Source organism: Caulobacter sp. FV1ye6ST (assembly GCF_058681225.1).
This window is the reverse complement of sequence record NZ_CM178733.1, coordinates 2,419,806-2,443,067: the sequence shown is the minus strand read 5'-3', so window position 1 is coordinate 2,443,067 and position 23,262 is coordinate 2,419,806. Positions and strand designations below refer to the sequence as shown.

The following is a 23,262-nucleotide window of genomic DNA, read 5'->3' as shown; positions in this document are numbered from 1 at the left end:
CGCCCTTGTCGCGCGCGCCACGGGAGGGCGACGACTTGCGGAGACGCGGAGGCGAGGAAGCGACGACAACGGGCGCGCCCCTGTCGATCACCGCCATCGTCCTGACCTATGAGGAGGAGATCCACATCGCGCGCTGTATCGAGCGCCTGCGGCCCCTGGTCGAGCGTATCGTGGTTGTCGACAGCTTTTCGACTGATCGAACGGTCGAGATCGCCCGCCAGATGGGCGCGGAGGTCGTGCAGAGGGCCTGGAAGAACCCGGCCGACCAGTTGAACTGGGCGCTTGAAACGATCGACGTGGACACCGACTGGGTCTTGCGACTGGATTGCGACGAGTATCTCGAACCGGGCTTGCAGGCAGCGCTGCGTCAATCCCTGGGAGGCCTGTCCAGCGCGGTTACCGGCGTCGAGTTCAAGCTCAAGGTCATCTTCCGTGGACGGTTTATTCGTTTCGGCGGTTACTATCGCACTTGGCTGCCGCGTCTTTGGCGGCGCGGCGCGGCGCGGATTGAACAGCGCTGGATGGACGAGCGGGCGGTGCTGACCGAGGGGCGCGCCATACGCCTGTCTGGCGGCGATCTCGTCGACGCCTCGCTCAAGGACATCGACTGGTGGACGACCAAGCACAATCGCTACGCCACGCTCCACATGGTCGATTTCGTATCGCGTGAATTCGACCTCGCGCCCGTCGATCGCGGCGTCGAGACCGGCGCCCTCGGCCAAGGCTGGTTCAAGCGCCTCTTGCGTGACCGGATCTATGCCCGCGCGCCGCTCTACTTGCGGGCGGTGCTGTATTTCCTGCAGCGCTACATCCTGCGCTTGGGCTTTCTCGACGGTCGGCGGGGTTTCGTCTGGCACTTCCTGCAAGGCTTCTGGCTGTTCGTGCTGATCGACGCCAAGATCGACGAGGCGCGCGCCATGATCCGCCGTGAAGGCCCGCAGGCCTTCCAGGCCTGGCTTAGGACGCGGCATGGCGTTGAGCTCTAGTCCGCGGGCAAGGCCCCGGGTTCTCGTCCTGATGGGTTGTTTCTCGCCTGGCGCCGACGCCTCGGGGCCCAACCAAAGCCTGCGGGCGATGTGCGAGGCGCTGGGCGAGAATTTCGACTTCAAGATCGTGGCGCGCGACCGGGCGTTCGGGGCGCGGGCAAGCCAGTCGACCGGCCCAGGCTGGCGCCCCGTGCCTGGCGCGCGCGCGCGATATCTCGAGATCGGTCCGTTGGGCGCGCGCGGACTGGCCGCGTTGCTCAACGAGACGCCGCACGACCTTCTGATGCTCAATGGCTTCTTCGATCGCGAGTTCACGCTGCCGGCGTTGATCCTGCGACGCGGCCGCCTGGTGACCCGACGGTCCGTGCTGCTCTCACCGCGCGGCGAGTTCAGCGCCGGCGCGCTGTCCTTGAAGGGGGCCGTCAAGCGCGCCTGGCTCGCCTCGGCCCTGGCCTGTGGCCTGCTCGATGGCGTGACGCTTCATGCGACGGGCGAGGAGGAGGCGGCCGACATCCGTCGCGCCCTGGCCGGACGCCTGCCCACGGTCACCGCGCCCAATGCACGATTCCTTTTTCCGAGACCGACGATGCATCCGCGCGCGCCTGACGCGCCGCTTCGACTGGCTTTCCTGGGGCGGATCTCGCGGATCAAGAACCTGGATTTCGCGCTCAAGGTTCTGGCCCGCGTCAAGGCGCCGGTGATCTACGACATCTACGGCCCCGACAGCGATCCAGCCTATGCCAAGGCCTGCCAGACCCTGGCGGCGAACCTGCCGCCTCACGTGGCGGCGCGTTTCCATGGCGAGGTCAGCAACGCCGAGGCTCCAGCGCTTCTCGCCGCGCACGACCTGCTGTTTCTGCCCACGCTCGGCGAGAATTTCGGCCATGCCATCTTCGAAGCGCTCGCCGCCGCTTCCCCGGTTCTGATCAGCGATCGCACGCCCTGGCGGGGCCTTGAGGCGCGCCACGCGGGGGTCGACCTGTCGCTTGAGCGCCCGGACCTCTTCGCCCAGGCCATCGACCGTTTCGCGGCGATGTCGCCGGCGGACTTCCTCACCTGGCGCGATGGAGCGCGGCTTGAAGCCGAACTGGAGACGGTTCGGAGCGACGCCGCGCGCCAGTTGCGCGAGATGTTGCTGCGGGCGTGTGGCCGATGAACGCGCCGCCGGTGCTTCGGGTGGCGATCGTCGTCTCCCACCCCATCCAGTATTTCGCACCGCTCTATCGCGCTCTGGCCGCCGCGCCCGAACTGCGGCCTTTGGTGCTGTTTTCCAGCCGCATCGGACTGGACCCGCGTCTAGACCCGGCGATGGGCGTGTCCATGGCCTGGAAGACCGACCTGACCAGCGGCTATCCCCATCGATTTCTGGCGGGCGCCGAAGGCATCGCTCACGCCGGATTCCTGGCCCTGAACAATGTCGACGTCGGCAGGCGGTTGGCCGAGCACCATCCCGATGTCGTCATCCTCCACGGCTATGCTTCCTTGACCAACCTGAAGGCCCTGGCCTGGGCGAAACTGCATCGCCGCGCCGTGATCCTGGCCTCCGACGCCAGCATCGACGCGGCGGGCCTGGCGCCGAGAGTCGTCAAGCGGCGGCTTCTGGGACTGTTCTCGGCGTTCCTGACGCTCGGCGATCGGGCGGAGGCGTTTCTGGTGGCGCGGGGCGCGCCGCGCGAGCGTCTCTTTCGCGCGCCGGCCACGCTGGACGAAGGGTTCTGGCGCGTTCGTGACGCCGGTACCGCGCGCCGCGTGCTGGCGCGAACACGTCTGGGTCTGGCCGACGGCGACACGGCCGTGCTTTGCGTCGGCAAGCTCTACGCGGGCAAGCGGGTAGGGGATGTGATCGCGGCCCTGGCGCGCTTGCCCGATCCGCCCATTCTGATCGTGGCTGGCGATGGCGCGGAACGCGCGACCCTGGAGGCGCAAGCGGCCCGCGCGGGCGTCGACGCGCGGTTTCTGGGCTTCGTCAACATCGACGCCCTGCCGGACGTCTACGCCGCGGCGGACGCCTTGATCCACGCCGCCGAACTCGAACAGTACGGGATGGTCCTGCTGGAGGCCGCCGTCCTGGGATTGCCGCTGGTGGTCAGCGACCGGGTCGGCGCGGTCGGGGCCACGGCCATCGCCCAGCCAGATCGCAACGCCCTGGTCTTTTCCTGCGGCGATATCGCCGCGCTCGCCGCCGCGATCGACAAGGTTCGCGATCCCCGGACGGCGACGCGGCTAGGCGAAGCCTCGCTGGCCATCTCTGAGGCGCATCGCGGCCCCGCCACCGTCGCGGCGGTCATCGCCGCCTGCCGGGCGGTTAAGACCTAAGCGCCCAGGCGTTCGGAAACGCCGATCGTCTTGATCGCCGAAGCCGGCGTCGAGCCCTGGCCCACGGTCAGTCCACGTACGAGGGCGACAAAGCGCGCGCGCCGTCGACTGACCCCCACGTAGAGGGCCGTCAGGGTCAGGAACGCAACGATGAACAGGGGCTGCGGCACGTGCTGCAACAGGCACAGCGCCGCGACGAGCCCGATGAACAGGCTCGCGAGCGTCACCAGCAGGACGATCGCGGTCGGGGACAGTCCCGCATCGGCCAGGACATGGTGCAGGTGGTCTCGATCGGCGCTGAAGGGCGAACGGCGCTTGGCTATCCGGCGCAACACCAAGGTCAGGCAGTCGATCACCGGAACGGCGATCAGAAACGGAGCCAATACCGGCGTCACCGGGTGGGACGGCGTCTGGGTTAGCCGGAAACATCCCCAGGCCACCGCCAGACCCAGGAACTCGCTGCCCGCATTGCCCAGGAACACGCGCGCGCGGGGCCAACCTGGCAGACGAAGATTGAATAGCAGGAACGCGATCAGGCCGCCGCAAAGCAGAATGAGCGTCCTGGCCAATTCGGCATTGCCGGCATAGAGGGCCGATCCCGTCAACATCGCGAGCGCCGTCAGGATCGCCGCGCCGGCCAGACCATCCACCCCGTCGATCATGTTGATGGCGTTGACCAGACCGACCGTGGCCAGAATGGTGAAAGGGGCCGCCAGAAAACCAAGATCCCGGCCGTTGAACCCCAGGGCCGTGTCTATGGAATTGACCTCCACGCCGCCGAACCCGATCAGAACCATCGCGGCCGCGACTTGAGCGGCGACCTTCCAGGGCCAGGCCAGGTCAAAAAGGTCATCGAGTCCGCCGCTGGCCAGGAGGATCATGCCGCCCAGCGCCAAGGCCGCTTCGGGCGGACCCAACGGCCCAAGCCCACTGGCCGCCAGCGCGCATCCCAGAGCGATCGCCAGGCCACCCACGGCCGGGGTCGCGCGCTCATGCCGCTTTCGCCCGCCCGGCTGGTCCATCAAACCCAGGCTCGGCGCGAGGCGACGCAAGGCCAGCATCGAAGCGATGGTCGCCAGGATCGCCAAAAGGCCCATGGCCAGGGCCGAGGCCGAGATCATGCTCCAAGTACGCCAGACCGCTTGCAGCATCGCTTCGACCGCGCCCGTCCATCGCAATCCAGACGAGCAGCTCCCCCACAATAAAACTTAGCGTTATACATCACCTGCTGTCGCGCCGCTGTAAAGCGGTGAGCGGGCGCCAATCAGCCACGTAACCCTAGCCGGGCCGACCAACCCGAGGGCCTGACGGGCTCGGGCGCGCGCCGCTCGACACGGATAGGTCCGTTCAAGGACCGGTCCAGAACCAGGATTTCCAAAGGCCCGCCAGCCCTGGCGGGATCAAAAACCCCTATCGCCACGCGCCCGGTCGCATAGGCGGCGAGATCGAGGTTGGTCCTATGCGCGAGGACCTCAGGCTCCCCCGGATCGGGTTTTCCATCCCAGATGGGCGTATGTCCGTGCACGACGTGGACATCGAACGCGCGCGCCGGCGCCTTGAGGAACTTGTCGCGGATCCACAGGCAACTGGCGGCGGACTGGCGCTCTAGCGGCACGCCTGGCGACAGGCCCGCGTGAACGAAGACGCGATGGCCGTCGCCGGAGGTCAAGGGCAGGGCGTCCATCCAGCGCAGGTGCGTCACGGGGACCCGCGCCAGCGCCTCGTCGAAAGTTTCGGCGTGATAGGACGCCAGGGTCTCGCCGCCGCCAGCCGCGCGCCATCGCGCGAAAGCCGCCGGGTCACGCCGCAGCAGCGCCTCGACCATCATGGCCTCATGATTGCCCTTGAGGAACACAAACCTCGGGTCCCGGGCCAGCGACATCAGGAACTCGACCAGTCCGCGGCTCTCTGGACCACGATCGACATAGTCGCCCAGAAAGATGGCGCGATAGCCGCCCCCTCGGCTCTGGGCGGCGAGCAGGTCGACAACGGCCCAAGCCAAGTCCAGGCGACCGTGGAGGTCGCCGATCGCGAAAACCAGCCCTTCGGACATCGCATTTCCAATAGCGGCCGCCTGACCGCTCTAGCCGACATGCGGCCACCCGCGGATCGATGCAAGTAAAACCCGTCATGATGTCCTGGCGCCGAAAGACGCTTTCCAGTTGCAAATGGGCTCCTTATGATCGCGAGCGAACATCGCCGAGCTTCCAGCTCAGGTTGTGTCGATGAGGGGAAGGACATGGCGGGCGCGATGTGCGGGCAGGGGCGAGGCTTGTGGATGGCGGCGCTCTGCGCCGCGTCGCTGTCCCTGACTGGCGCGGCGTGGGCCCAGGCGGGGGCGCCCGACGCCACGCCGCGGACGAGCGTGACGGAGTACCGGATCAGCGCGCTCGACAAGCTTTCGATCACCGTTTTCGGCGTTCAGGAGCTGACCAAGCAAGAAGTCCAGGTCGACAGCACGGGCCAGTTTGATTTTCCGCTGATCGGCGCGGTGCTGGCCACCGGTCGAACGGGGCGGCAGATCGCGGAGGAGATCACGGGTCGGCTCGAGGCCAAATACCTCCAGGATCCCAAGGTTTCGGTCTCGCTGATCAGCCAGAACGCCCAGACCATCACCGTCGAGGGGGCGGTGACCTCGCCGGGCGTGTTCAATCTGCAGAGTCGGACGTCGCTGCTGCAGGCCCTGGCCCAGAGCAAGGGCCCGACCAATCGCGCCGACGAGCGCCATATCATCGTCTTTCGCGAGATCGGCGGGGTTCGGCGGGCCCTGATCTTTGACCTTGAAACGATACGAAGAGGCGAGGTCGAAGACCCGCCGCTACAGGCCAACGACATGGTGGTGGTCGCGCAGTCGAAGGGCAAGGCGGCTTGGCGCGAGATTGTCGAGAACGTGGGCTCGTTCTCGATCTTCGCGCTGTTTCGATAGCAAGTTTTGGAGGTCGCGCGCGGGGCGGTCGGACCGCCGCCGCGCGGCGCGTTGGAGTTCAGGAAGATAATGCCGCTGGGGGATGATGGCGAAACGGGCGCGCTCGTCCGAAACGAGACGCGGCCGTTACTGGCCAGGGAGCGCGACCTCGCCGCGCCGGTGGCCTACCAAGCCGGTGCTGGCGGCGAGTTCCGCTTCGACCTCATGGCCTATTGGCGCTTTCTGTGGAAGCACCGGCTGATCTTCTCGCTAAGCGTGGTCGTGGCCTTGGCGCTGGGCGTGACGGTGACGCTCATGACCACCCCGCTCTACGTCGCCCGCATGACCCTGGAAATCGAGCGCGCCTCGGCCAAGGTCGTCAATCTGCAGGAGGTGACCCCTCGCGAGGAGTTCGGTAACGGCCTGGAGTTCTACCAGACCCAGTACGGACTGCTCCGCAGTCGCGCCTTGGCCGAGCGCGTCGTCGATGCTCTCGATCTGACGCAATCGCAGGCGTTCCTGCACGCCAACGGCCTGGACGCGATCAAGCCCGACCCCAAGATCGATCCGGCGCGTCGCCGGACGAACCTGCGCGAGGCGGTGATCAACCGGACCGCGGCGGGGCTTTCGGTCAATCCCGTGCGCGGCTCGCGACTGGTCCAGCTGATGTATCAGAGCACGTCGCCCGCGCTCTCGGCGCAACTGGCCAACGCGTTCGCCGACAACTTCATCTCCATGAATCTCGAACGAAAGTTCGAATCCTCGGCCTATGCGCGCGAGTTCCTCGAAAAGCAAATCGCCCAGACCAAGGCCAAGCTGGAGGAGTCCGAGCGTCAGTCGGTGGCCTACGCCGTGCAGCAGCAAATCGTCAATCTGGGTGAAAACCGGCGGGGCTCGGGACAGGCCGCTGGTGTCGAGTCGCTGACCGAGACCAATCTTTCAGCCATCAACGCCGCCTATGCCGCCGCCACCGCCGCGCGGATCGCCGCCGAGCAGAAATGGCGTCAATCGCAGGGCGCTGGCCTTGGAGTCTCGCAGGTCCTCCAGAGCGCCACCGTCCAGGAGCTGGGCAAGGAAAAGGCCAAGCTCGAAGCCGAGTACCAGGACAATCTGCGGATCTACAAGAGCGACTATCCGGCGATGACGCGCCTGCGCGCGCAGATCGACGAGCTCGACCGCCAGATCCAGGCCGAAGCCGGGCGGGTGCGTCAGTCGCTCTATGGTGACTACGCCGCCGCGCTCAATCAGGAAAAAGCCCTGGCCAGCAAGGTCGGCGGCCTGAAGTCCGACGTTCTGAACCTGCGAGAGCGAAGCATCCACTACAACTTCCTGCAGCGCGAGCTCGACACCAACCGCACGATCTATGACGCGCTGCTGCAGCGCTACAAGGAGGTCGGCGTCACCGCAGGCGTGGCCACCAACAACGTATCGGTGGTGGACCGGGCCCAGACGCCGCGCGGGCCATCCAAGCCGCGACCGATGATCAATCTGGCGCTGGCCTTGCTGATGGGCCTAGGCGCCGGCGGCGTCTTCGCCTTCGTGGCCGAGGCGCTCGACCAGGCTATCCGTCATCCGAGCGAGATCGAGGCGAAGCTGCGACTGCCTCTCTTGGGCTCCGTGCCGCTGCTCACGCGTGGGGTGAGTCCAAAGGAGGCGATGCAGGATTCGCGCTCGCCGTTCTGGGAGTCCTATTTCTCGGTTCGCACGGCGCTGCAGTTTTCAACATCGCAGGGCCTGCCCCACAGCCTCCTGGTGGTCAGCACGCGGCCAGCGGAAGGCAAGACGACAACCTCGATCGCCCTGGCCTACAGCCTCGCGCGACTGGGTTCGCGGACGCTCCTGGTCGACGGCGACCTGCGAAAGCCGTCCTTGCATCAGGTGCTGGGCTTGGACAGCGAAATGGGTCTGAGCAACATCCTGACCGGGGCCAAGACCCTGGAGGAAGTCGTCCAGGAGGGGGCGATCGCCAATCTCTCCGTCGTGACCAGCGGTCCCATCCCGCCGACGCCGCCCGAACTGCTGGCCGGGGAGCGCCTTGAGGCGTTCTGCGCCGCGGCCGAACAGGCCTACGACGTGGTGATCTTCGATGGCCCGCCTGTCCTGGGTTTCGCCGACGCGCCGTTGATCGCCTCGGTCACCGCGGGCACGATCATGGTGGTCGAAGCCGGCCGTACGGGGCGCGGCCAGATCGTCAACACCCTCAATCGCCTTGGCATGGCCCGCGCCAAGGTGTTGGGCGTGGTGCTGACCAAGTTCAACGCCCGACAGGCCGCGTATGGGGCGGGATATGGCGAGGCCTACGCCTACGACTATGCTTATGGCCGCGACACGGCCGCCTCGAAGCATCGGGCCGGCGCCTCTTGAACCGGGGCGTACGGGCCGAGCGGCAAGTCAGCTGGAGCGCGTGGGTCAAGCTTGGCCTGGTCGTCCTGCTCTCGCTATGCCTGGCCCGCTTGGCCATCGATCAGGGTCTTGGCGGCGCGCTGGCCTCGCGCGATCCGGCGCGCGCGGCGCGCCTGGGGCTGGACAGCGAGCAAGTCCTGACCGGCTTGGCGGAAAAGGCCGTGCGGCGCGGCGAATTCCCGCTGGCCGCCAAGATGGCGCGGGCCGCGCTCGACCGTTCCCCCCTGAACGTGCCGGCGCTCCGGACAAGGGCTCAGGCGATGCAGGGACTGGGGCGTACGGCGGAGGCTCGCCGGTTGATGGCCTTCGCCGGGGAGCGGGGTTGGCGAGACAACCAGGTCCAGGCCTGGCTTCTGGACATGGATCTGCGGCGCCGCGACTATCGCTCGGCCTTTCGCCGCGCCGACGCCCTGGCGCGCCGGCGTCAGGCCTTCCGGCCGGCGGTCTTCGCCCTAGGCGGGCTCGCGGCCGCCGATCCGATCGCCACGGAAGCCTTCGCGGAAAGGCTGGCCGCGCGACCGCCCTGGCGCGCCCAGTTCTTCGAGGTGCTGGCCCAGACGCCGCAGACGGACGAAGCCATCGAGCATCTGCTGACCCGGGTCGAACAGGGGCCCGCGCCCCTGACGCAAGCCGAACTTTCCGGCTGGATCGAGAGGCTGACGCTCGAGGAGCGCTATGGTCAGGCCCAGGAGGCATTGTCGCGTTTTCGGGCCGGCCGCGCGACGCGGGAACAGGTCCGGACCGGCGCGTTCACATCCGCGCCGGGCCTTTCGCCCTTCGCCTGGACCAAGGGTGGCTTGTCCGGGGCCGACATCGAGATCGCCGGCGCGCCGGGACGTAACGGGCAGGCGGCGTGGATCGGCTATGACGGCTTCGCGGGCGGAGACATCGTGCGGCGTCTCGTCGCGGTCACGCCTGGCGACTATCGCCTGATCGGCGAGGTCTATCCCGAGAACGGAGCCATCGATCGGCTGCGATGGCACGTCCGTTGCGCGCCCGACGGGCCGGTTCTCGTCGAGCGCCCAATGTCTGGTCCCACCGCGACCTGGTCGCGTTTCGAGGGGGCCGTCCACGTTCCGGCCGTCGGCTGCGATGCGGTCTGGCTGGTCCTGGTCGGTGATCCACAAGGACGTCGTTCGGCGATCTCGGCCTGGTTCGGGCCGGTCGTCCTGCAACCGGGAACCTGACATCAGCGCCCTCGTTGTTGCCCATGCCAGGTTGCAAGTCGATGGCGAGCGCGATAACGTTGCATCTCAAACATCGCCGTTCACGCAAGGTAGATCCTCGTGCGCAAGATTCTGACCGTGACCGCCGTGAGCTTCCTGACCCTCGCGGGGCCGGCCCTGGCGGCTGATGTATTCGCGCCCCTGGCGCCGAAGTTCGAGACCATCTCGTCCGCCATGGATTCGATCGGCGCCGACGAGGTATCCGAAGACATGCAGGATCCGGCCGCGGGGACGGCCGTCCAGTCGGCGCAACAGGCGGAAACGGCGCGCAAGGGCTTCAACTATCGGAAGTTTGGCCGCTTCTGGCGCAAGGGCGCTTTTTGGCAGAGCGGCGCGGGCGCGTTCACCGGCGTCGCGGCCGCCGTGGCCACGACAGCCGTGGTGATCGAGGCGAGCGACAACAGCAAGAGCGGCTGAACGGATCCTGCGGCTGAGTCTCGGCGCACCGCCCAACGATGGAACGGTCCTTGAGGCGCGTGGTTCTGGGCGCGGGCTGGCGCGAGACCAGGCAGGATCGGCACGCCCAGGCGATCTTCATGGTTTCGGCCGTCGTGCTCGTCGCTGGCCTGTTGCTCGGCGGGGCGAGCCGTCTCGATCCTCTGGGTCATATGGCGGTGCAACTGGTCGGACTGGCCTTGCTGGGGCCAGCGATGTTGCGAACAGATCTTGCGCGCGCGGATCAGATCCTGCCCATGTCGATCCTGGGCGCCATGGCGCTTTTGCCGCTTCTGCAGCTAGCGCCGCTTCCGCCCGGCGTCTGGACCGAGCTGCCGGGCCACGCCCCGCTGGCGCGGGCCCTTTCCCTGGCCGGCTTGCCCGAGCATTGGCGGCCCATGACGCTGTCGCCGGCGGATACGCAACGCGCGCTTCTCAGCCTGATCGCTCCGGCCGCGCTCTTCCTGGCGGTGGCGCCCATGGGCGCGCGACAGCGCGCCAGCCTGACCATGCTGGTGGTCGGGGCGGGCATCCTGGGTCTTCTGGTCGCCGCGATCCAGGCCGCCGGCGGAGAGGCGGGCTATCTGCGATGGCGCCCTCTCGCGCCCATCGGCCAGCCCCTCGGCTTCTTCGTCAACCGTAACCATCAAGCCATATTCCTGCTTTCGGCGTCGGTTCTTACCGCCGCCCTGGCGCGCGCCGAACCGTCGCCCGGCCGCCCGATTTTTCGGCCGGCGGTGGCGCTGATCCTGATGGCGTTGCTGATCGTCGGCGCGTTGGCGACTCTGTCCCGGGCGGGCGCTATGCTGGCCGGTCCGGCCCTGGCCGGCGGTTTCCTGGTTCTGCGGTCGCCTCGGCGCGGCGACGCGTTCGGCGGACGGACGCTCGCGTGGTCGGCGGCGCTGACGGCGATGGCCACGCTGATCGCGATGATCGTCCTGGCCAAGGGCGGGCTGATCCTCGATCGCTTCGAGAACGGGCAGGGTGGGGGGCGCTGGCAGCTCTTGCCTCAGGTGCTGGAACTGGCGCGCCTGCACCAGCCCCTGGGGGCGGGCCTTGGATCCTTCGACCTTGTGTATCGCGCCGCCGAGCGACTGGAGGACATCGACCCCTTCTACCTCAACCACGCCCACAACGACTTCGCCGAGCTCTGGCTCGAGGCGGGCTGGCCCGGACTGGCGCTGATCGTGGCCTTCCTGGCGTGGTGGGGCCTGGCCGTGCGCCAACACTGGTTTGGGTCGCTCTATGATCCGCTCGGCCGAGCCGGAACCATCGTCATCGGCCTGTTGCTGTCGCACTCGCTGGTCGACTATCCGCTGCGTACGCCCGCCATGGCCCTGGTGATGGCGCTGGCCTGCGCCCTGTCGACGCGATCGGCGCCCCCGCGAGCGGCGGCATGTGCGGCATAGCCGCCTGGCTCGGCGAAGACCCGGCGGCGGGCCAGGCGTTCGCGCGCCGCGCCAACAGACTCATGGCCCATCGCGGCCCCGACGGCGAAGATATCTTCCTGGCGACAGGCGTGGCGCTGGCCCACAGGCGTCTGGCGATCCTCGATCTTTCCGATCGCGCCCGCCAACCGATGGTTTCACCGGATGGCCGCTATGCCCTGACCTACAACGGCGAGATCTACAATCACCGAGCCCTTCGTCCGGCCCTGGCGCGCGCCGGCTGGCGATTCCGCTCCGAAAGCGACACCGAGACCCTGTTGGCGGCTCTGGCGCTGGAGGGCCCGGACAGTCTTGAGCGGCTGGTGGGCATGTGGGCCCTGGCGCTCTGGGACAACCGCACGCGGCGGCTGTTGGTCTCGCGCGATCGTTACGGACAAAAGCCGCTCTACTGGCGAAGGCTGGCGGGCGGCGCCCTCGCCTTTTCCAGCGAGGTCGGGCCCTTGTTGGCCGATGGCGAACGCCCGGCCGCCGACGCCGGCGCCCTGGCGGAGTTCTTGGCGACGGGCGCCTGGGGCCATCTGGCCGAGAGGACGTTCTTCCGGGATGTCCTGAGCTTTCCCGCGGGGTGCTCGGCCTGGATCGATCCGGCGGATCCTCAAGTTCGTCCCGAGCGCTACTGGCGATTTCCAGCGGCCGCGCGCCCGGACCGACGTCCCTTCGACCCCGCGGCCCAAACCGCCTTCCGCGACGCCTTCGTCGAGGCGGTGATCTCGCAGACCGCCGCGGACACCCCGCTGGCGGCGACGCTGTCGGGGGGCATCGATTCCAGCGCCGTGGTCGGCGTCCTGGCCGCGCGGGGCGACCGCGCGCCGTTGAAGGTGTTCACCGCCCAGGCCCAGGGCGCGGAGCGCGACGAAAGCCGCTATGTGGCGGCGGTGAAGGCCAAATGGGGCGATCGCCTCGATATCGAGACCTTCCCCTCCCAGCACATGGTCCTCTCGGAACGCCTCGATCGCGTCATCGAAGCCCAGGCCGGGCCGTTCGGCGATCCTTCGATCATCGCCCACGACGCCCTCGCCGCCGCCGCCGCCCAGGCTGGAGCGAAGGTGCTGCTCGGAGGTCAGGGAGCCGACGAGCTCCTGCTGGGCTATCCTTACATGTCCTCCTCGGTGGTCGCCTCGGCCCTGCGCGAGGGTGACGCTGTCTGGGCTCTGGGCCAGCTGCCGCGTCTGGGTCGAGGTCCGGCGCACGCGCTGCGGGTCCTGGGTTCGGCCATCTCGCCAGAGATCGAGCGGACCCTGCGCGAGCGGTCCCGGCAGCGCCTTTTTCATTGGCTGTCGCCGCATCTGCGCGGCGGCCATGGCCCGCGGCTTTCTCCGCTCAGCGCGCGAGGGGCGTTCTGGCGTGAGAGCGTCGAGGCCCTGGCCCTGCCGCATCTGGTTCGCTACGACGATCACAACGGCATGCGCCATTCGCTGGAGGGACGCATGCCGTTCCTTGACCACCGCCTGGCGGAGGTGGCGACCGGCATGGAGCCGCGCGCCTTCTTCCTGGAGGGACGGCGCAAGGCGATTCTGCGCCAGTCCTGTGCGGAATTCCTGCCGCGGACGGTTATCGACCGCACCGACAAGATCGGCTTTCACACGCCTTTGGCTGACCTTCTGAACGCCGAGCTCGACTGGGTCCGCGCCGAGACCCTTGGTGAACGCGCGCGAGACATGAAGCTCTACGACGCCGCCTTCATGGAAGGCCAGATCGAGCGTCTGGCGGCTGGCCAGAGCCAAGGCTCGGCCGATCTGATCTGGCGCGCCCTGGCGGCGCAGTCGTTCCTGAGGCGCTTCGACATCGATCCCGCCAGCCTGGCCGTGGATTGGGATGCGGCGGCGTGAAGCTCGTCTACCACGGACCGTTCTGGGCCGGGAGCACCGCCTTGCAAAGGCTCGAGGCGTTCGGCGCCGTGCCCGGCCTGACGGTGCTGGGGCATGAGGCCGGCACGGCGCCAACCGACGCGGCCACCCTTGGCCAGCGGCTCGCCTGGCGGCTGGGATGGCCGATCGACGCGGCGCGAGAGCGGGCGAGACTCCTGGCGTTCGTCGCCCAGACGCGTCCCGACGTGGTGCTGATCGACAGCAGCAAGGTCTTCGGACCCCAGGACCTGGCCGCGTTGCGCGGGGCCGGCCCCAGGGTTCTCGCCTACTATACGCCCGACGACCCGCTCAATCCGCGTAACCTCAAGGCCCCCGTTCGCGCCTCGCTGCGGGACTGGGACATCTTCTTCACCACCAAGACCTTCAATCTTCCCGAACTGGCCGAGCGTGGCGTGCGCCGGCCGATGCTGGTGGGCAAGGCCTATGATCCGGTCCTGCATCGCCCCTTGAGCGCGCGCGAGGTGGGCGAGGAGTTCGAACGGTTCGACCTGGTCTTCGCCGGCTCGTTCGAGGCCGAGCGGACCCAGGCGATGAACCGTCTTGCCGAGGCGGGACTGAGCCTGGTCGTCTACGGCGGCGCGATCGGCGGCTGGCCGCACGGTGGACTGCATCCGGCGATCACCCTGCGCCCCGCCGCGTTCGGCCCCGACTATGTGCGGGCGCTGCATCATGGACGGTTGGCCCTCTGCTTTTTGCGTCGGCAAAATCGCGACCGGATCACCCAGCGCAGCTTCGAGATCACCGCCGCCGCCCGCCCGATGCTGGCCGAGAGGACCGACGAGCACGACGCGCACTTCCAGGATGGTGTGGAATACGCCGGTTTCGCTGACGAGGTTCAGATGATCACCCTGGCCCGGCGGTACCTCTCCGACGCGACGCGGCGCGCGGCGCTGGGCGAAGCGGGCCGCCGCCGCTGCCTGGCCAGCGGCTATTCGGTCCATGACCGCGCGCGCCAGATGGTCGACGTCCTTGAGACCGCGCTCAGGGAGCGCTGAACCCACCCAGTCGACGCGCCACGAAAAGCGGTACGCGCAGGACGGGATAGAGAAAGCTGGCCCAGGCGGGCAGGGGAACGGCCATACGGTCTCGCGGACTGGCCCAGCGCAGCTTCAGCTCGGCGCTCAGTCGATCCCCGCGATCGTTGAGGAGGATTTGCAGAACCAGAAGACGATAGAGATTGAGCGGTCGCGTTTCGGCTTCGGCCCCGTCGCCCCCGGTCATGAAATCCAGGCACAGCGCTTCGAGCCATCCCAAAGACCAGTCTCCCGCGAGCCGGGCCGATAGCGTCGACGGAAGCTCCAGGCGCAGCAGACGCTGGCACAGACGCAAGGACAGGCCGGAGGCCCGACCAACCCCCAAGGCTTCCGCACGGGCATGCAGCGCCTCGATCTGACCAGGCGGCTGGCGGGCGATCAGGGCGCCAAGATCGGCCAGCCACTTCAGGCGCGCGAACCCATGCCGGGCCCCGTGAGCGCAGAGATAGGCGTACAGCAGCTCGGGAGCCAGGGTGCGCAGGGGCGGCGCGCCCTCCAGGTAGGCGGTCTGGGTCTGCGAGCTGGCGTCAACGCCCACCAGCCAAAGCGGGTTGATATCGGCCCGCCATTGGAGCTCGACCAACAGGCCGTCGGCGCCGCGGCGAAACGCGCCTTCGCGGGTGAGCGCGACGACCGCGTCGAGCCGGTCGTCCGGCAGGTCCAATGCGGGCGTTTCGCGCGCGTAGCCAGCCGCCTCAAGAACGCCAGAGGCCGCGCGGACATGCTCGGGCAGGATCAGCAAGTCGATGTCCAGCGACTGCTTGAGGCCGGTTCGGCCATAGGCCAAGGCCGACAAGGTGGCGCCCTTCAGCACCAGGTTGGGAATGTTGGCCGCGTCGAGAAGGGCCTGCAGACGCGCGGTCTCCAAGCTCATCAGGGCGTCGCGTCGAGCGGTGCGTTCGGCGCGCGTCATCAGCCTGAGTCGATGCGAAGGCGGTGGCGCGACCCCGGCGCGATCAAGCGCCTCGACGACGAGGTTCGCGACCCGATGGCGGATGACCAGGCGTTGAACCTGATTCCAGTCCTCGACACGTTCGGCGGCCGCCCGGATATCCGCGCCGCTGGACGGACGGGGCGGCCAGGCGACGCAGGCCAGAAGCAGCGCGAAGGCCGGATCGCTGCTCACGCGCGCGCCGGGACCCAGGCGGCTCGCGGCGACAGCCTTCCCGCTTCGAGTTGCATGACCGTATCGCAGGCCTGAAAGCTCTCTCGTCGGTGAGCGATCAGCAGGATGGTCGGCCGGGGCTCCAATGTCCTCAGCCCGGAGAGGATCAAAGCCTCGCTGTAGACATCGATCGCGTTGGTGGCTTCGTCCAGGATCATGAAGTCGGGTCGGCGCAATAACGCTCTGGCCAGGGCCAGGCGCTGGCGCTCGCCGCCCGACACCAGGGCCCCGCGCTCGCCGATCACGGTGTCCAGGGCACGCGGCAGGCCGCCCACCAGCGCTTCGGCGCCGGTCAAGGCCAGAGCCCGCCAGAGATCGGCCTCTTCGGCGTCGTCGGCCGCGCCCCAGGTCAGGTTGGCGCGGATGGTGTCATGAAACAGGAAGGGATCCTGCGACACGTAGGCGAGGCGATCGCGCCAGGCTGGAAGCCTGTCGCTGGTAAGCGGCTGGCCCGCGACGAGAACATCCCCTGTGGTCGGGGTCACTAGGCCGACCAGCAGGTCGGCCAGGGTGCTCTTTCCCGCGCCGGAGTCGCCGGTGAGCCCGACGAAGGCCCCTGGCGCGAGCGCGAGGTCGACGTCTTTCAGAACCGGCTCCCGATCCCGAACGTAGGTGAGCTTTCGTAGGGCTAGCGCGGCACGCGGCGGGACGGCGACGATGCCGTCGTTCGCGACGGGCGCCGGTGAGGCGGCCAGTTCGTCGCACAGTGAGCGCACCTGAGCATAGGCTGGCAGGGCCTGGACGAAAGCCTGAGCCGATTGAGCGATCTGTGTGGCGGGGCCCACGGCGCGCGCGAGCAGGGCGAGGACCGCTAACAGCACCAGCGGCTGGGCGTGCAGCACGCGCAGGCCGACGAACACGATCAGCACGCCGACCAACCCGGCGATGATCGAACCGGCCAGGCGTCGCTTCGCCTGTCGGCGGGTCAGGTCAATCTGCTGTTCACGCAGTTGGGCCAGCGCCGCTTCCACCTGAGCGACATAACCGCCTTGCAGGTTCTGGCTGACGGCCAGCTTCATGCCTCCAAGAAATTGCCGCATCGTTTCCATCACCTGCCCCTGCAGATGCACCAGGGCGCCGCCGACGACGAACACCCGGCGCAGCCACGGCGCCAGGGTGGCCGCGCTGACCAGGGCGAAGGCGCCGGCCGCCAGCGTCAGGGTGGGCGAGAGCGCGAAAGCCAGAACCATTTGCACCGCCACCGCCACGGCCGCCATCGTCGCCTGGATCGCGAAGTTCGAGACGGCCGCCACACGCAGGACATCCCCGCCGATCGCCTGGGCGACCCGACCATGCCGCAGGTGTTCGATCACCGCCCAACGTGCGTGCGCCAGCGCGCCGATCACATCGCGTCGTTGCCGCTCCACAAAGCCGGTCTGCAGCTGGATCTGGCCGATATCGCGAGCGCGCATGACCAGGCCGCGCAGCGCCAGCAAGGCTAGAAACCCGGCCAGCAGGACGGCCAGACGCGCATCGGGATTGGCCAGGCCCGCGACGGCGAAGGCGTGCTCGGCCAAGCGGGTCGGCCAGCCTTGCGGCGTCCCCCCAACGGCGAGGCCAAGAATGGGAACCAGCAAGGTCAGGCCCACGCCCTCGCAAAGCGCCCCGACCGCGACCAGCGTCAGAACGCCAAGCCCTCTCGCACCGGCGAACCGGGCGAAGTCGCCGTAAAATGCACGCGCCGCCCGCAGCAAGGCGCCATAGGACGATCGCAAGGCGGATCCGTCAAAGCCGTTTCTATCCGTCCCGACTGGACAAGATTGTGCCGCCTTCGTCTACTCGTTTCAGTTGCGAATGGGAAAACTGGGTGCTGTCTCATGAGCTTGAGGATGCGGACGCGCGCGGCCCTGCCGGGTTGGGCGCGGCGGGCGCTGCGATCACGAGTGGGCGCGACCTATGCGCTGCTCAGGCTGACCGCTGGCGGGCGGCTCATGCAGGACGACGGCTGCACCACGGCGAACCGACATCCGCGTCTCTTCGACTTCGTTCATGACGCGCTGGGCGATGAGGTCGAGCTGCTGTCTTTCGGCTGCGCCACGGGAGAAGAGGTGCTGAGCCTGCGCGAGCGCTTTCCGCGGGCCAATATCCTGGGCCTCGACATTCATCCCGGCCATGTAGCGACCTGCCGTCGCCGGCTGGCCGCGCGCGCCGACCCGCGATTGTCCTGCGCGGTCGCCGCCGACACCCGGAACCTGAAGACGGCCAGCCTAGACGGGATCTTTTGCCTATCGGTGCTGCGGCGCGGCGATCTCAACCGTCATGCTGGCGACAGCTGTGCGAAGTTTCTGAAGTTCGAGTCGTTCGAACGGCATATCGCCGACTTCGCTCGGGTGCTGCGGCCCGGCGGTCTGCTGGCCCTGAGACATAGCAATTTTCGTCTGAGCGACACGCAAGTCGCGGGGGTCTTCGAGCCGGTCCTGGCGATGGTCTTGCCGCCTGATCCCGCGACGCCCCTGTTCGGGCCCGACAATCGCCGGCTGGCCGATCAGGCCTATAACAAAGTGGTCTTTCGCCGCCGCTAGCTGGGGGCGCCTTGGGTGGTTTCGGTCGTCAGGAGACCTTTTTCCGTCACGGCGGCGACCTCTGCCGCGATCAGCCTCGGCGTGCGCCACACGCGTTCGCCCTTGAACCCAACCTGTTCGGCGGCGGGTTTTCCAGCGTGATCAAGACTGCTGTCGCTCATCGTGCTTCCTCGCGAACCGGGGCTTCGGCCCCCCAACGATTATACGTCAGACGGGAAGAGGAGCAATAAGCTCGTCCGGGTTGTGACGTGGGGCGAGTTATGGCAGTCATCAACCTTCGTTTCCCGCCGGAACCCGCCCGACGTGCCTTCGTATCTGATTTGCGGCTTACGGGTCGATTCCGACCGTGCTCTGCCGGGCGCGATCCCCTGCGAGAGCCGCGAAGTGGACGTCACGTTCGCCGCGGGCGAGGTGCCCGAACATATCGAGGCGGCGACGGCGCGCCACACCTTCTGGGAGTATTCCGGCGAGGCGTTTCTCTGGCGCATGCCCGGTCTTGGCGGCTTCGTGGCGCGGCGGGGGACTGAACTGTTCGCTCAGCCGTCGCCCGGCGTGGACATGGACGATCTGCTGCCGTTCGTCCTCGGCACCGGTCTGGGCGCTGTGCTCTATCAGCGCGGCGCCGTCGTTCTGCATGCGTCGGCCGTGGCCTTCGAAGGTCGGGCCTACGCCCTGTGCGGCGCGTCTGGCGCGGGCAAGTCGACCTTGGCGGCGGCGCTCTGCAAGGCCGGAGCGGAGTTTCTCAGCGACGACGTCACCCAGATCACTCTTGATGCGAGCGAACGGCCGCTGGTCCATGCCGATGGGCGGCGCCTGAAACTCACCCCCCAAAGCATTGCGCGGCTGGATCTCGTCGACGGCCAGGGGGCGGCTGTGCGGAGCGACATCGAAAAGTACTATGTCGCGCCGCCGCGCCACGGCGGCGAAAGCCGGCCGCTGAGCGGGATCTATTTCCTGGACTTCGACCGGCTGGCGGCGGCGCCTCGGATCACGACGATGGCGCGTCTGGCCGGGGCCCAAAAGCTCCTGGAAGAAAGCTATCGCCCGCGCATGGCCATGGCCCTGATGCGGCCGGACCAGGCCCCGCGCATCACCGCGGCGCTGTTGCGTGGATGCGGCCTCTTCAGCCTGACGCGTCCCGATGCGCTCGACCGTCTCGACGAGAGCGTGACGCGGCTGCTCGATCATTGGCGCGAGGTCGCGGCTTAGCGATGCCGAGCCTGCCGCCCGGACAGGTCTGGCTCGCCTCGTATCCCAAGTCCGGGAATACGTGGATGCGCGTTCTGCTGTCCAACCTGCTGGCCGGCGAGGAGGGGCCTCAGGATATCAACGGCTTGGCATTGAGGTCAGGCATCGCCAGCGCGCGGCGCCCGCTGGAAGAGGCGATGCTGGTCGATAGCGTTCTGCTGCGTCCCGCCGAACTGGCCAGGGCCAGGGCGCTGCTCTCGCCGCTGGACGGCCATGATCCGCGGGCGGGGGACGTCAAGAAGGTCCACGACGCCTATGGGCGCCTTGCCGACGGCGAGCCCGTGCTCGGACGAGGGGCGCGCTGCGCGCTCTACGTGCTGCGGGACCCCCGCGACGTCGCCGTGTCCCTGGCGGCGCACAACGGTTCGAGCCTGGACCGCGCCATCGCCACGCTGTGCGATCCGGACGCCCGGTTCGAGGGCTCCCATCAGGTCCTGCATCATTGGAGTGATTGGAGCGGTCATGCCAGAAGCTGGCTCGATCAGCGGGACGTTCCCGTCCATCTGGTAACCTATGAGCGCCTGACCGAAGATCCGTTGGCCGCCTTCGCCGCGGCGGTGGATTTCCTCGGCGTCGCCTGTGACGCCGAAGAGATAGCCCTGGCGGTGCGCCATGCCGATTTCGCCGAGCTGAGCGGACAGGAGGCCCGATCTGGCTTCAGGGAGCGTCCGCCGCGCGCGTCCGCGCCGTTCTTCCGGCAGGGGCGAGCCGGGGCCTGGGTCGAGGCGCTCGCCCCCGCCCAGGTTCAGCGCATCGAGCGCGCGCACGGCGAAACCATGAGGCGCTTCGGCTATGCGCCGGTCACGATCTAGGGGAGGGAGCGCACTTGGCGATCCGGCGACGCGACGATGTCTTCACGAGCGAGTTGGACGACACCTTGCTCATGCTCAGTCTGGAGCAAGGCCGCTATTTCAGCCTCGAAGGGGTTGGGCCGCGCATCTGGGCGCTGCTGGAGAAGCCGACCTCATCGACCGCGCTGATCGACAGGCTAAGCGAGGAATTCGACGTTCCCCCGGCGGTCTGTGAGGTCGAGGTGACGAGTTTCCTCGACGCGTTGCGCGAGCACCGGCTGCTGGTCGAGGGCGACTGACCCCTCATGCGGCTGATCTGCGGTCTCCTGCGCCTGGATGGGGCCAAGGCGGATCCGGCGATCGTGCGGGCCATGGCTCGCGCGATGACGGCCGAGACCTTGTCGCCAAGTCTGAGCGTTCGGGCTGAGGGGAAAATCGCTCTGGCTGTCCTGGACTTCGCGCGCGACGACCCGCCCCAGATCCTGGCGAGCGACGGCGGGGCTTGGCTAGCCGGCGACCTGCGGCTTGATCGTCCGGGCGAGGTCGCGCGCAACCTGGGCCTGCCCGAGACAACGCCTCGCCATGCCCTGACAATCGCCGCCGCGCGACGGTGGACTTTGGAGCTGCCCGATCACCTGGACGGCGATTTCGCCCTGGCCCACTGGGCGCCGGATGACGAGCGCCTGCTGCTGGCGCGCGACGCGTTCGGCGTGCGCCCGCTGTGTTACGCGAGCATCCCGGGCAAGGTCTTTGTCTTCGCGTCCTTGCCCAGCGGGATCATCGGCTCGGGATTGGTGGCGCCGCGCGCCGATCTTGGCGCTTTGGCCGAGCGCCTCACCCACCCCGCCATCGAGACGACGGGCTTGGAAGGCGTCGACTGGTTGCCGGCCGCCAGCGCCATGGCCGTCACGGCGTCGGCCATAGGGGCGCCGCATCGGGCTTGGCGGCCGCGGACACGCGACGTCGGTCGATGGCGCGGTGACGCCGCGACAGCGCGGCGCCAGTTGCTGTCCCTGACCACGGCGGCGGTAACGGCCCGCATGGCCGATGAGGACCGGGTGGGCGTGCAACTGAGCGGAGGGCTCGATTCCTCGGCGATCGCCGTCCTGGCCGCTCGCGCGGCGCGTCCGCGAAAAAGGACCGTGCCGGCCTATTCCTTTCTCGCCGCTTCGGCGCTCAGCGATGATCGTGACGACGAGAGCCCGTTCATTCGCTCGGTCCTGGACCAGGAGCCGAACCTGGTCTGGTCGACGTTTCGCTCAATGCCCCTGCGGTTCGACCGGGTCGGAGGCTGCGACCGTCTGCTGGCGGGGCTTGTCGAACCGTTGCTCGACAAGAGCTATGCCGCGGCGCGCGCCGACGGATGCGTTCGTCTGATGAGCGGCCTGGGCGGCGACGAAACGGCCAGCCAGCAGCACGAGCGCCTGCATCTGGCGATCCTGGCCTCGGGGCGTCCGCTTTTCGTCTTGCGAGATCTGGTCGCGCGGGCCCGCCGCGCGGGCGTCTCTTGGCCGCGAATGGCTTATCGCGTGCTGGTCGCCCCCCTGGTCAGGCGTCTGGCGGGCCGCGAGCCGCAGTTGGCTGGGCGCGCCCTGGTGTCGTCGCTGCTGACGGCGGAGGTCCTGTCGCGGCGACGGGTCTCACGCACGCGCGGGTTCGACGCAAGGCCCGCGGACCGTCTCCATCGCGTCGTCTCGGGCCTGATGGCCAACCGCGTCAACGACCTTTCCATCGCCGCCGCTCGTCACGGCCTGGCCTTCACCTTTCCGCTGCTCGATCGGTCCCTCGTCGAGTTCTGCCTTTCGCTTCCGCCATGGCTGCTGGTCGAGGACGGCTTCATGCGCCAGCCGTTCCGCGCCGCGATGGAGGGCGTCCTGCCCGACATGATCCGTCGGCGCGACAGCAAGTTTCTGCTGTTGCCTGACGTCGTTCCTCGGCTGAGCGCGGCGCGGCCGCGGATCGCGCGTCTGGCCATTCAGCTTCGCGGCGATCCGGCCGCGACCGCCTTCGTCAACTTCGACGTGGTCGACCGGACGCTGGCCGAGTTGGATGGGCGAACACTCGATCGGGCCGACCGCCGGCTCGGCGACCTAGCCCGTGTGCTCTGCGTGGCCGCCCGGCTGGCGGCCCTGGAGAAAGACCGGCCCTAGGCCGCCGTCCGCGCCTCGGTCGCCAGGCAACGGGTCAGGTGCGCCTCGGCCACGATCCGGACCGTATCGGCATAGTCGGGAAGGGCGGGGCCTAGCAGCGGCAGTCCGAATTCGGCGACCGTCGCCGCCACGCCAGCCTTGTCCAGACTACGTCCGCGCGCCAGCGCGTGCCGGGCGATCTCCAGCTCCTGCCCCCAGAAATAGATATCGACAGCGCCGACGCGCGCCTGCATGGCGCGCACCTCATCGACCCGCCCCGCGTTCATGAATGGCAGCCAGATGTCCGGCATCAGGAGATCCACGGGCCGGTCGGGCGTGTAGGCGTAGGCGTCGCCCTGGACGATGTGGAGCTTTTCGCGCGCCTCGGCCGGCAGTTGCGCGGCCAGGTCAAGCTCACGGTGCAGGGCCAGAACGTCCTCATCCAACTCGACCACGGTCACGCGCTCCACCTCGTCGCGAAGCGCGCAGTTGACCGCGCACCACCCCATGCCCAAGCCGAAGATCAGGACATGGCCGCGCGACAAGCGAATGCCGATCTCCTGGCTTTCAAGCTCCATCGGCGAGGTCGACATCCACGTCACGCTCCCGCGCTGGAGCGCCACGAAGTCTGTCACCAGCTGAGGCGGGCTCCAATAGCCGCGCATCAGGCTCATGGGCGCGGTGCGGACCCGCCAGTCGCCGTGGTCAAGCGCTCGATACGCCGGCAGGAAGAGATCGGTGTAGTAGGCGTTGACGCCTTGAGGCAGCATGGGATTTCCTGTCAGG

General features: G+C 68.2%; 21 protein-coding genes. 15 read left to right on the top strand and 6 right to left on the bottom strand.

Translation table 11 applies throughout. From position 1 onward, the window contains the following. Window positions 1-35: 35 nt before the first annotated feature. Genes ACW175_RS11985 through ACW175_RS11975 form a run of 3 tightly spaced genes read left to right on the top strand, consistent with a single transcriptional unit; the run spans window position 36 to window position 3,302 of the window. Window positions 36-986: a glycosyltransferase family 2 protein gene (locus tag ACW175_RS11985; RefSeq protein ID WP_492104679.1), complete on the top strand. Its 951-nt coding sequence runs from the start codon at window positions 36-38 to the stop codon at window positions 984-986. A gap of 31 nt (window positions 987-1,017) precedes the next feature. Continuing rightward, the gene (locus ACW175_RS11980) at window positions 1,018-2,142 is read left to right on the top strand and encodes a glycosyltransferase family 4 protein (protein ID WP_492104678.1); all 1,125 of its coding nucleotides are present in this window, start codon (window positions 1,018-1,020) and stop codon (window positions 2,140-2,142) included. Then, window positions 2,139-3,302 carry a glycosyltransferase family 4 protein gene (locus ACW175_RS11975; RefSeq protein ID WP_492104677.1) on the top strand — a complete coding sequence of 388 codons (1,164 nt, stop codon included), beginning with the start codon at window positions 2,139-2,141 and terminating at the stop codon, window positions 3,300-3,302. The genes ACW175_RS11980 and ACW175_RS11975 overlap by 4 nt, the downstream gene beginning before the upstream one ends. Here ACW175_RS11975 and ACW175_RS11970 read toward each other — a convergent pair. After that, window positions 3,299-4,453 carry an MraY family glycosyltransferase gene (locus ACW175_RS11970; RefSeq protein WP_492104676.1) on the bottom strand — a complete coding sequence of 385 codons (1,155 nt, stop codon included), beginning with the start codon at window positions 4,451-4,453 and terminating at the stop codon, window positions 3,299-3,301. The two genes, ACW175_RS11975 and ACW175_RS11970, sit on opposite strands and share 4 nt — an antisense overlap. 113 nt (window positions 4,454-4,566) lie before the next feature. Next, window positions 4,567-5,355, bottom strand: a complete 789-nt coding sequence (locus ACW175_RS11965; protein WP_492104675.1) for a metallophosphoesterase family protein — start codon at window positions 5,353-5,355, stop codon at window positions 4,567-4,569. Between the two features lie 186 nt (window positions 5,356-5,541). Here ACW175_RS11965 and ACW175_RS11960 point away from each other — a divergent pair, with 186 nt between their 5' ends. The 7 genes from ACW175_RS11960 to ACW175_RS11930 all read left to right on the top strand — a co-directional run bounded on the left by ACW175_RS11960 (window position 5,542) and on the right by ACW175_RS11930 (window position 14,582). Then, window positions 5,542-6,228: a polysaccharide biosynthesis/export family protein gene (locus ACW175_RS11960; protein ID WP_492104674.1), complete on the top strand. Its 687-nt coding sequence runs from the start codon at window positions 5,542-5,544 to the stop codon at window positions 6,226-6,228. Window positions 6,229-6,297: 69 nt separating this feature from the next. After that, complete coding sequence (locus ACW175_RS11955; protein WP_492104673.1) at window positions 6,298-8,571, top strand: GumC family protein; 2,274 nt, start codon at window positions 6,298-6,300, stop codon at window positions 8,569-8,571. Continuing rightward, window positions 8,568-9,797, top strand: a complete 1,230-nt coding sequence (locus tag ACW175_RS11950) for a hypothetical protein (RefSeq protein ID WP_492104672.1) — start codon at window positions 8,568-8,570, stop codon at window positions 9,795-9,797. Before ACW175_RS11955 ends, ACW175_RS11950 begins: the two co-directional genes overlap by 4 nt. Window positions 9,798-9,896: 99 nt before the next feature. After that, entirely contained in the window at window positions 9,897-10,253 is a 357-nt protein-coding gene (locus ACW175_RS11945) for a hypothetical protein (protein ID WP_492104671.1), read from the top strand. A gap of 59 nt (window positions 10,254-10,312) precedes the next feature. Continuing rightward, window positions 10,313-11,680: an O-antigen ligase family protein gene (locus ACW175_RS11940; RefSeq protein ID WP_492104950.1), complete on the top strand. Its 1,368-nt coding sequence runs from the start codon at window positions 10,313-10,315 to the stop codon at window positions 11,678-11,680. Then, the gene (asnB, locus tag ACW175_RS11935; protein ID WP_492104670.1) at window positions 11,668-13,548 is read left to right on the top strand and encodes an asparagine synthase (glutamine-hydrolyzing); all 1,881 of its coding nucleotides are present in this window, start codon (window positions 11,668-11,670) and stop codon (window positions 13,546-13,548) included. Before ACW175_RS11940 ends, asnB begins: the two co-directional genes overlap by 13 nt. Then, window positions 13,545-14,582, top strand: coding sequence for a CgeB family protein (locus tag ACW175_RS11930; RefSeq protein WP_492104669.1), 1,038 nt, complete (start codon window positions 13,545-13,547; stop codon window positions 14,580-14,582). The genes asnB and ACW175_RS11930 overlap by 4 nt, the downstream gene beginning before the upstream one ends. Here ACW175_RS11930 and ACW175_RS11925 read toward each other — a convergent pair. Further along, window positions 14,569-15,747: a nucleotidyltransferase domain-containing protein gene (locus tag ACW175_RS11925; protein WP_492104668.1), complete on the bottom strand. Its 1,179-nt coding sequence runs from the start codon at window positions 15,745-15,747 to the stop codon at window positions 14,569-14,571. The two genes, ACW175_RS11930 and ACW175_RS11925, sit on opposite strands and share 14 nt — an antisense overlap. Further along, window positions 15,744-17,480: an ATP-binding cassette domain-containing protein gene (locus ACW175_RS11920; protein ID WP_492104667.1), complete on the bottom strand. Its 1,737-nt coding sequence runs from the start codon at window positions 17,478-17,480 to the stop codon at window positions 15,744-15,746. The genes ACW175_RS11925 and ACW175_RS11920 overlap by 4 nt, the downstream gene beginning before the upstream one ends. A gap of 237 nt (window positions 17,481-17,717) precedes the next feature. Here ACW175_RS11920 and ACW175_RS11915 point away from each other — a divergent pair, with 237 nt between their 5' ends. Continuing rightward, entirely contained in the window at window positions 17,718-18,308 is a 591-nt protein-coding gene (locus ACW175_RS11915; RefSeq protein ID WP_492104666.1) for a class I SAM-dependent methyltransferase, read from the top strand. On the opposite strand, the gene ACW175_RS11910 is transcribed toward ACW175_RS11915, so the two are convergent. Next, entirely contained in the window at window positions 18,305-18,469 is a 165-nt protein-coding gene (locus tag ACW175_RS11910) for a hypothetical protein (RefSeq protein ID WP_492104665.1), read from the bottom strand. The genes ACW175_RS11915 and ACW175_RS11910 overlap by 4 nt on opposite strands. Window positions 18,470-18,692: 223 nt before the next feature. Here ACW175_RS11910 and ACW175_RS11905 point away from each other — a divergent pair, with 223 nt between their 5' ends. The 4 genes from ACW175_RS11905 to ACW175_RS11890 all read left to right on the top strand — a co-directional run bounded on the left by ACW175_RS11905 (window position 18,693) and on the right by ACW175_RS11890 (window position 22,497). Next, complete coding sequence (locus tag ACW175_RS11905) at window positions 18,693-19,517, top strand: hypothetical protein (RefSeq protein WP_492104664.1); 825 nt, start codon at window positions 18,693-18,695, stop codon at window positions 19,515-19,517. Window positions 19,518-19,582: 65 nt separating this feature from the next. Then, window positions 19,583-20,368 carry a sulfotransferase domain-containing protein gene (locus ACW175_RS11900; protein ID WP_492104663.1) on the top strand — a complete coding sequence of 262 codons (786 nt, stop codon included), beginning with the start codon at window positions 19,583-19,585 and terminating at the stop codon, window positions 20,366-20,368. 14 nt (window positions 20,369-20,382) lie between these two features. Next, window positions 20,383-20,646, top strand: a complete 264-nt coding sequence (locus tag ACW175_RS11895; RefSeq protein ID WP_492104662.1) for a PqqD family peptide modification chaperone — start codon at window positions 20,383-20,385, stop codon at window positions 20,644-20,646. A 6-nt stretch (window positions 20,647-20,652) separates the two neighbouring features. Continuing rightward, window positions 20,653-22,497 carry an asparagine synthase-related protein gene (locus ACW175_RS11890; protein WP_492104661.1) on the top strand — a complete coding sequence of 615 codons (1,845 nt, stop codon included), beginning with the start codon at window positions 20,653-20,655 and terminating at the stop codon, window positions 22,495-22,497. Here the strand turns inward: ACW175_RS11890 and ACW175_RS11885 are convergent. Then, complete coding sequence (locus tag ACW175_RS11885) at window positions 22,494-23,246, bottom strand: polyamine aminopropyltransferase (protein ID WP_492104660.1); 753 nt, start codon at window positions 23,244-23,246, stop codon at window positions 22,494-22,496. The two genes, ACW175_RS11890 and ACW175_RS11885, sit on opposite strands and share 4 nt — an antisense overlap. Window positions 23,247-23,262 lie beyond the last annotated feature (16 nt).

Bases quoted from the DNA above. Each gene is read 5' to 3' on its own strand.
- ACW175_RS11980 (WP_492104678.1), top strand. From the start codon at position 1,018: ATGGGTTGTTTCTCGCCTGGCGCCGACGCCTCGGGGCCCAACCAAAGC.
- ACW175_RS11975 (WP_492104677.1), top strand. From the start codon at position 2,139: ATGAACGCGCCGCCGGTGCTTCGGGTGGCGATCGTCGTCTCCCACCCC.
- ACW175_RS11970 (WP_492104676.1), bottom strand. From the start codon at position 4,453: ATGCTGCAAGCGGTCTGGCGTACTTGGAGCATGATCTCGGCCTCGGCC.
- ACW175_RS11965 (WP_492104675.1), bottom strand. From the start codon at position 5,355: ATGTCCGAAGGGCTGGTTTTCGCGATCGGCGACCTCCACGGTCGCCTG.
- ACW175_RS11960 (WP_492104674.1), top strand. From the start codon at position 5,542: ATGGCGGGCGCGATGTGCGGGCAGGGGCGAGGCTTGTGGATGGCGGCG.
- ACW175_RS11955 (WP_492104673.1), top strand. From the start codon at position 6,298: ATGCCGCTGGGGGATGATGGCGAAACGGGCGCGCTCGTCCGAAACGAG.
- asnB (WP_492104670.1), top strand. From the start codon at position 11,668: ATGTGCGGCATAGCCGCCTGGCTCGGCGAAGACCCGGCGGCGGGCCAG.
- ACW175_RS11915 (WP_492104666.1), top strand. From the start codon at position 17,718: ATGCAGGACGACGGCTGCACCACGGCGAACCGACATCCGCGTCTCTTC.
- ACW175_RS11910 (WP_492104665.1), bottom strand. From the start codon at position 18,469: ATGAGCGACAGCAGTCTTGATCACGCTGGAAAACCCGCCGCCGAACAG.
- ACW175_RS11900 (WP_492104663.1), top strand. From the start codon at position 19,583: ATGCGCGTTCTGCTGTCCAACCTGCTGGCCGGCGAGGAGGGGCCTCAG.
- ACW175_RS11890 (WP_492104661.1), top strand. From the start codon at position 20,653: ATGCGGCTGATCTGCGGTCTCCTGCGCCTGGATGGGGCCAAGGCGGAT.
- ACW175_RS11885 (WP_492104660.1), bottom strand. From the start codon at position 23,246: ATGCTGCCTCAAGGCGTCAACGCCTACTACACCGATCTCTTCCTGCCG.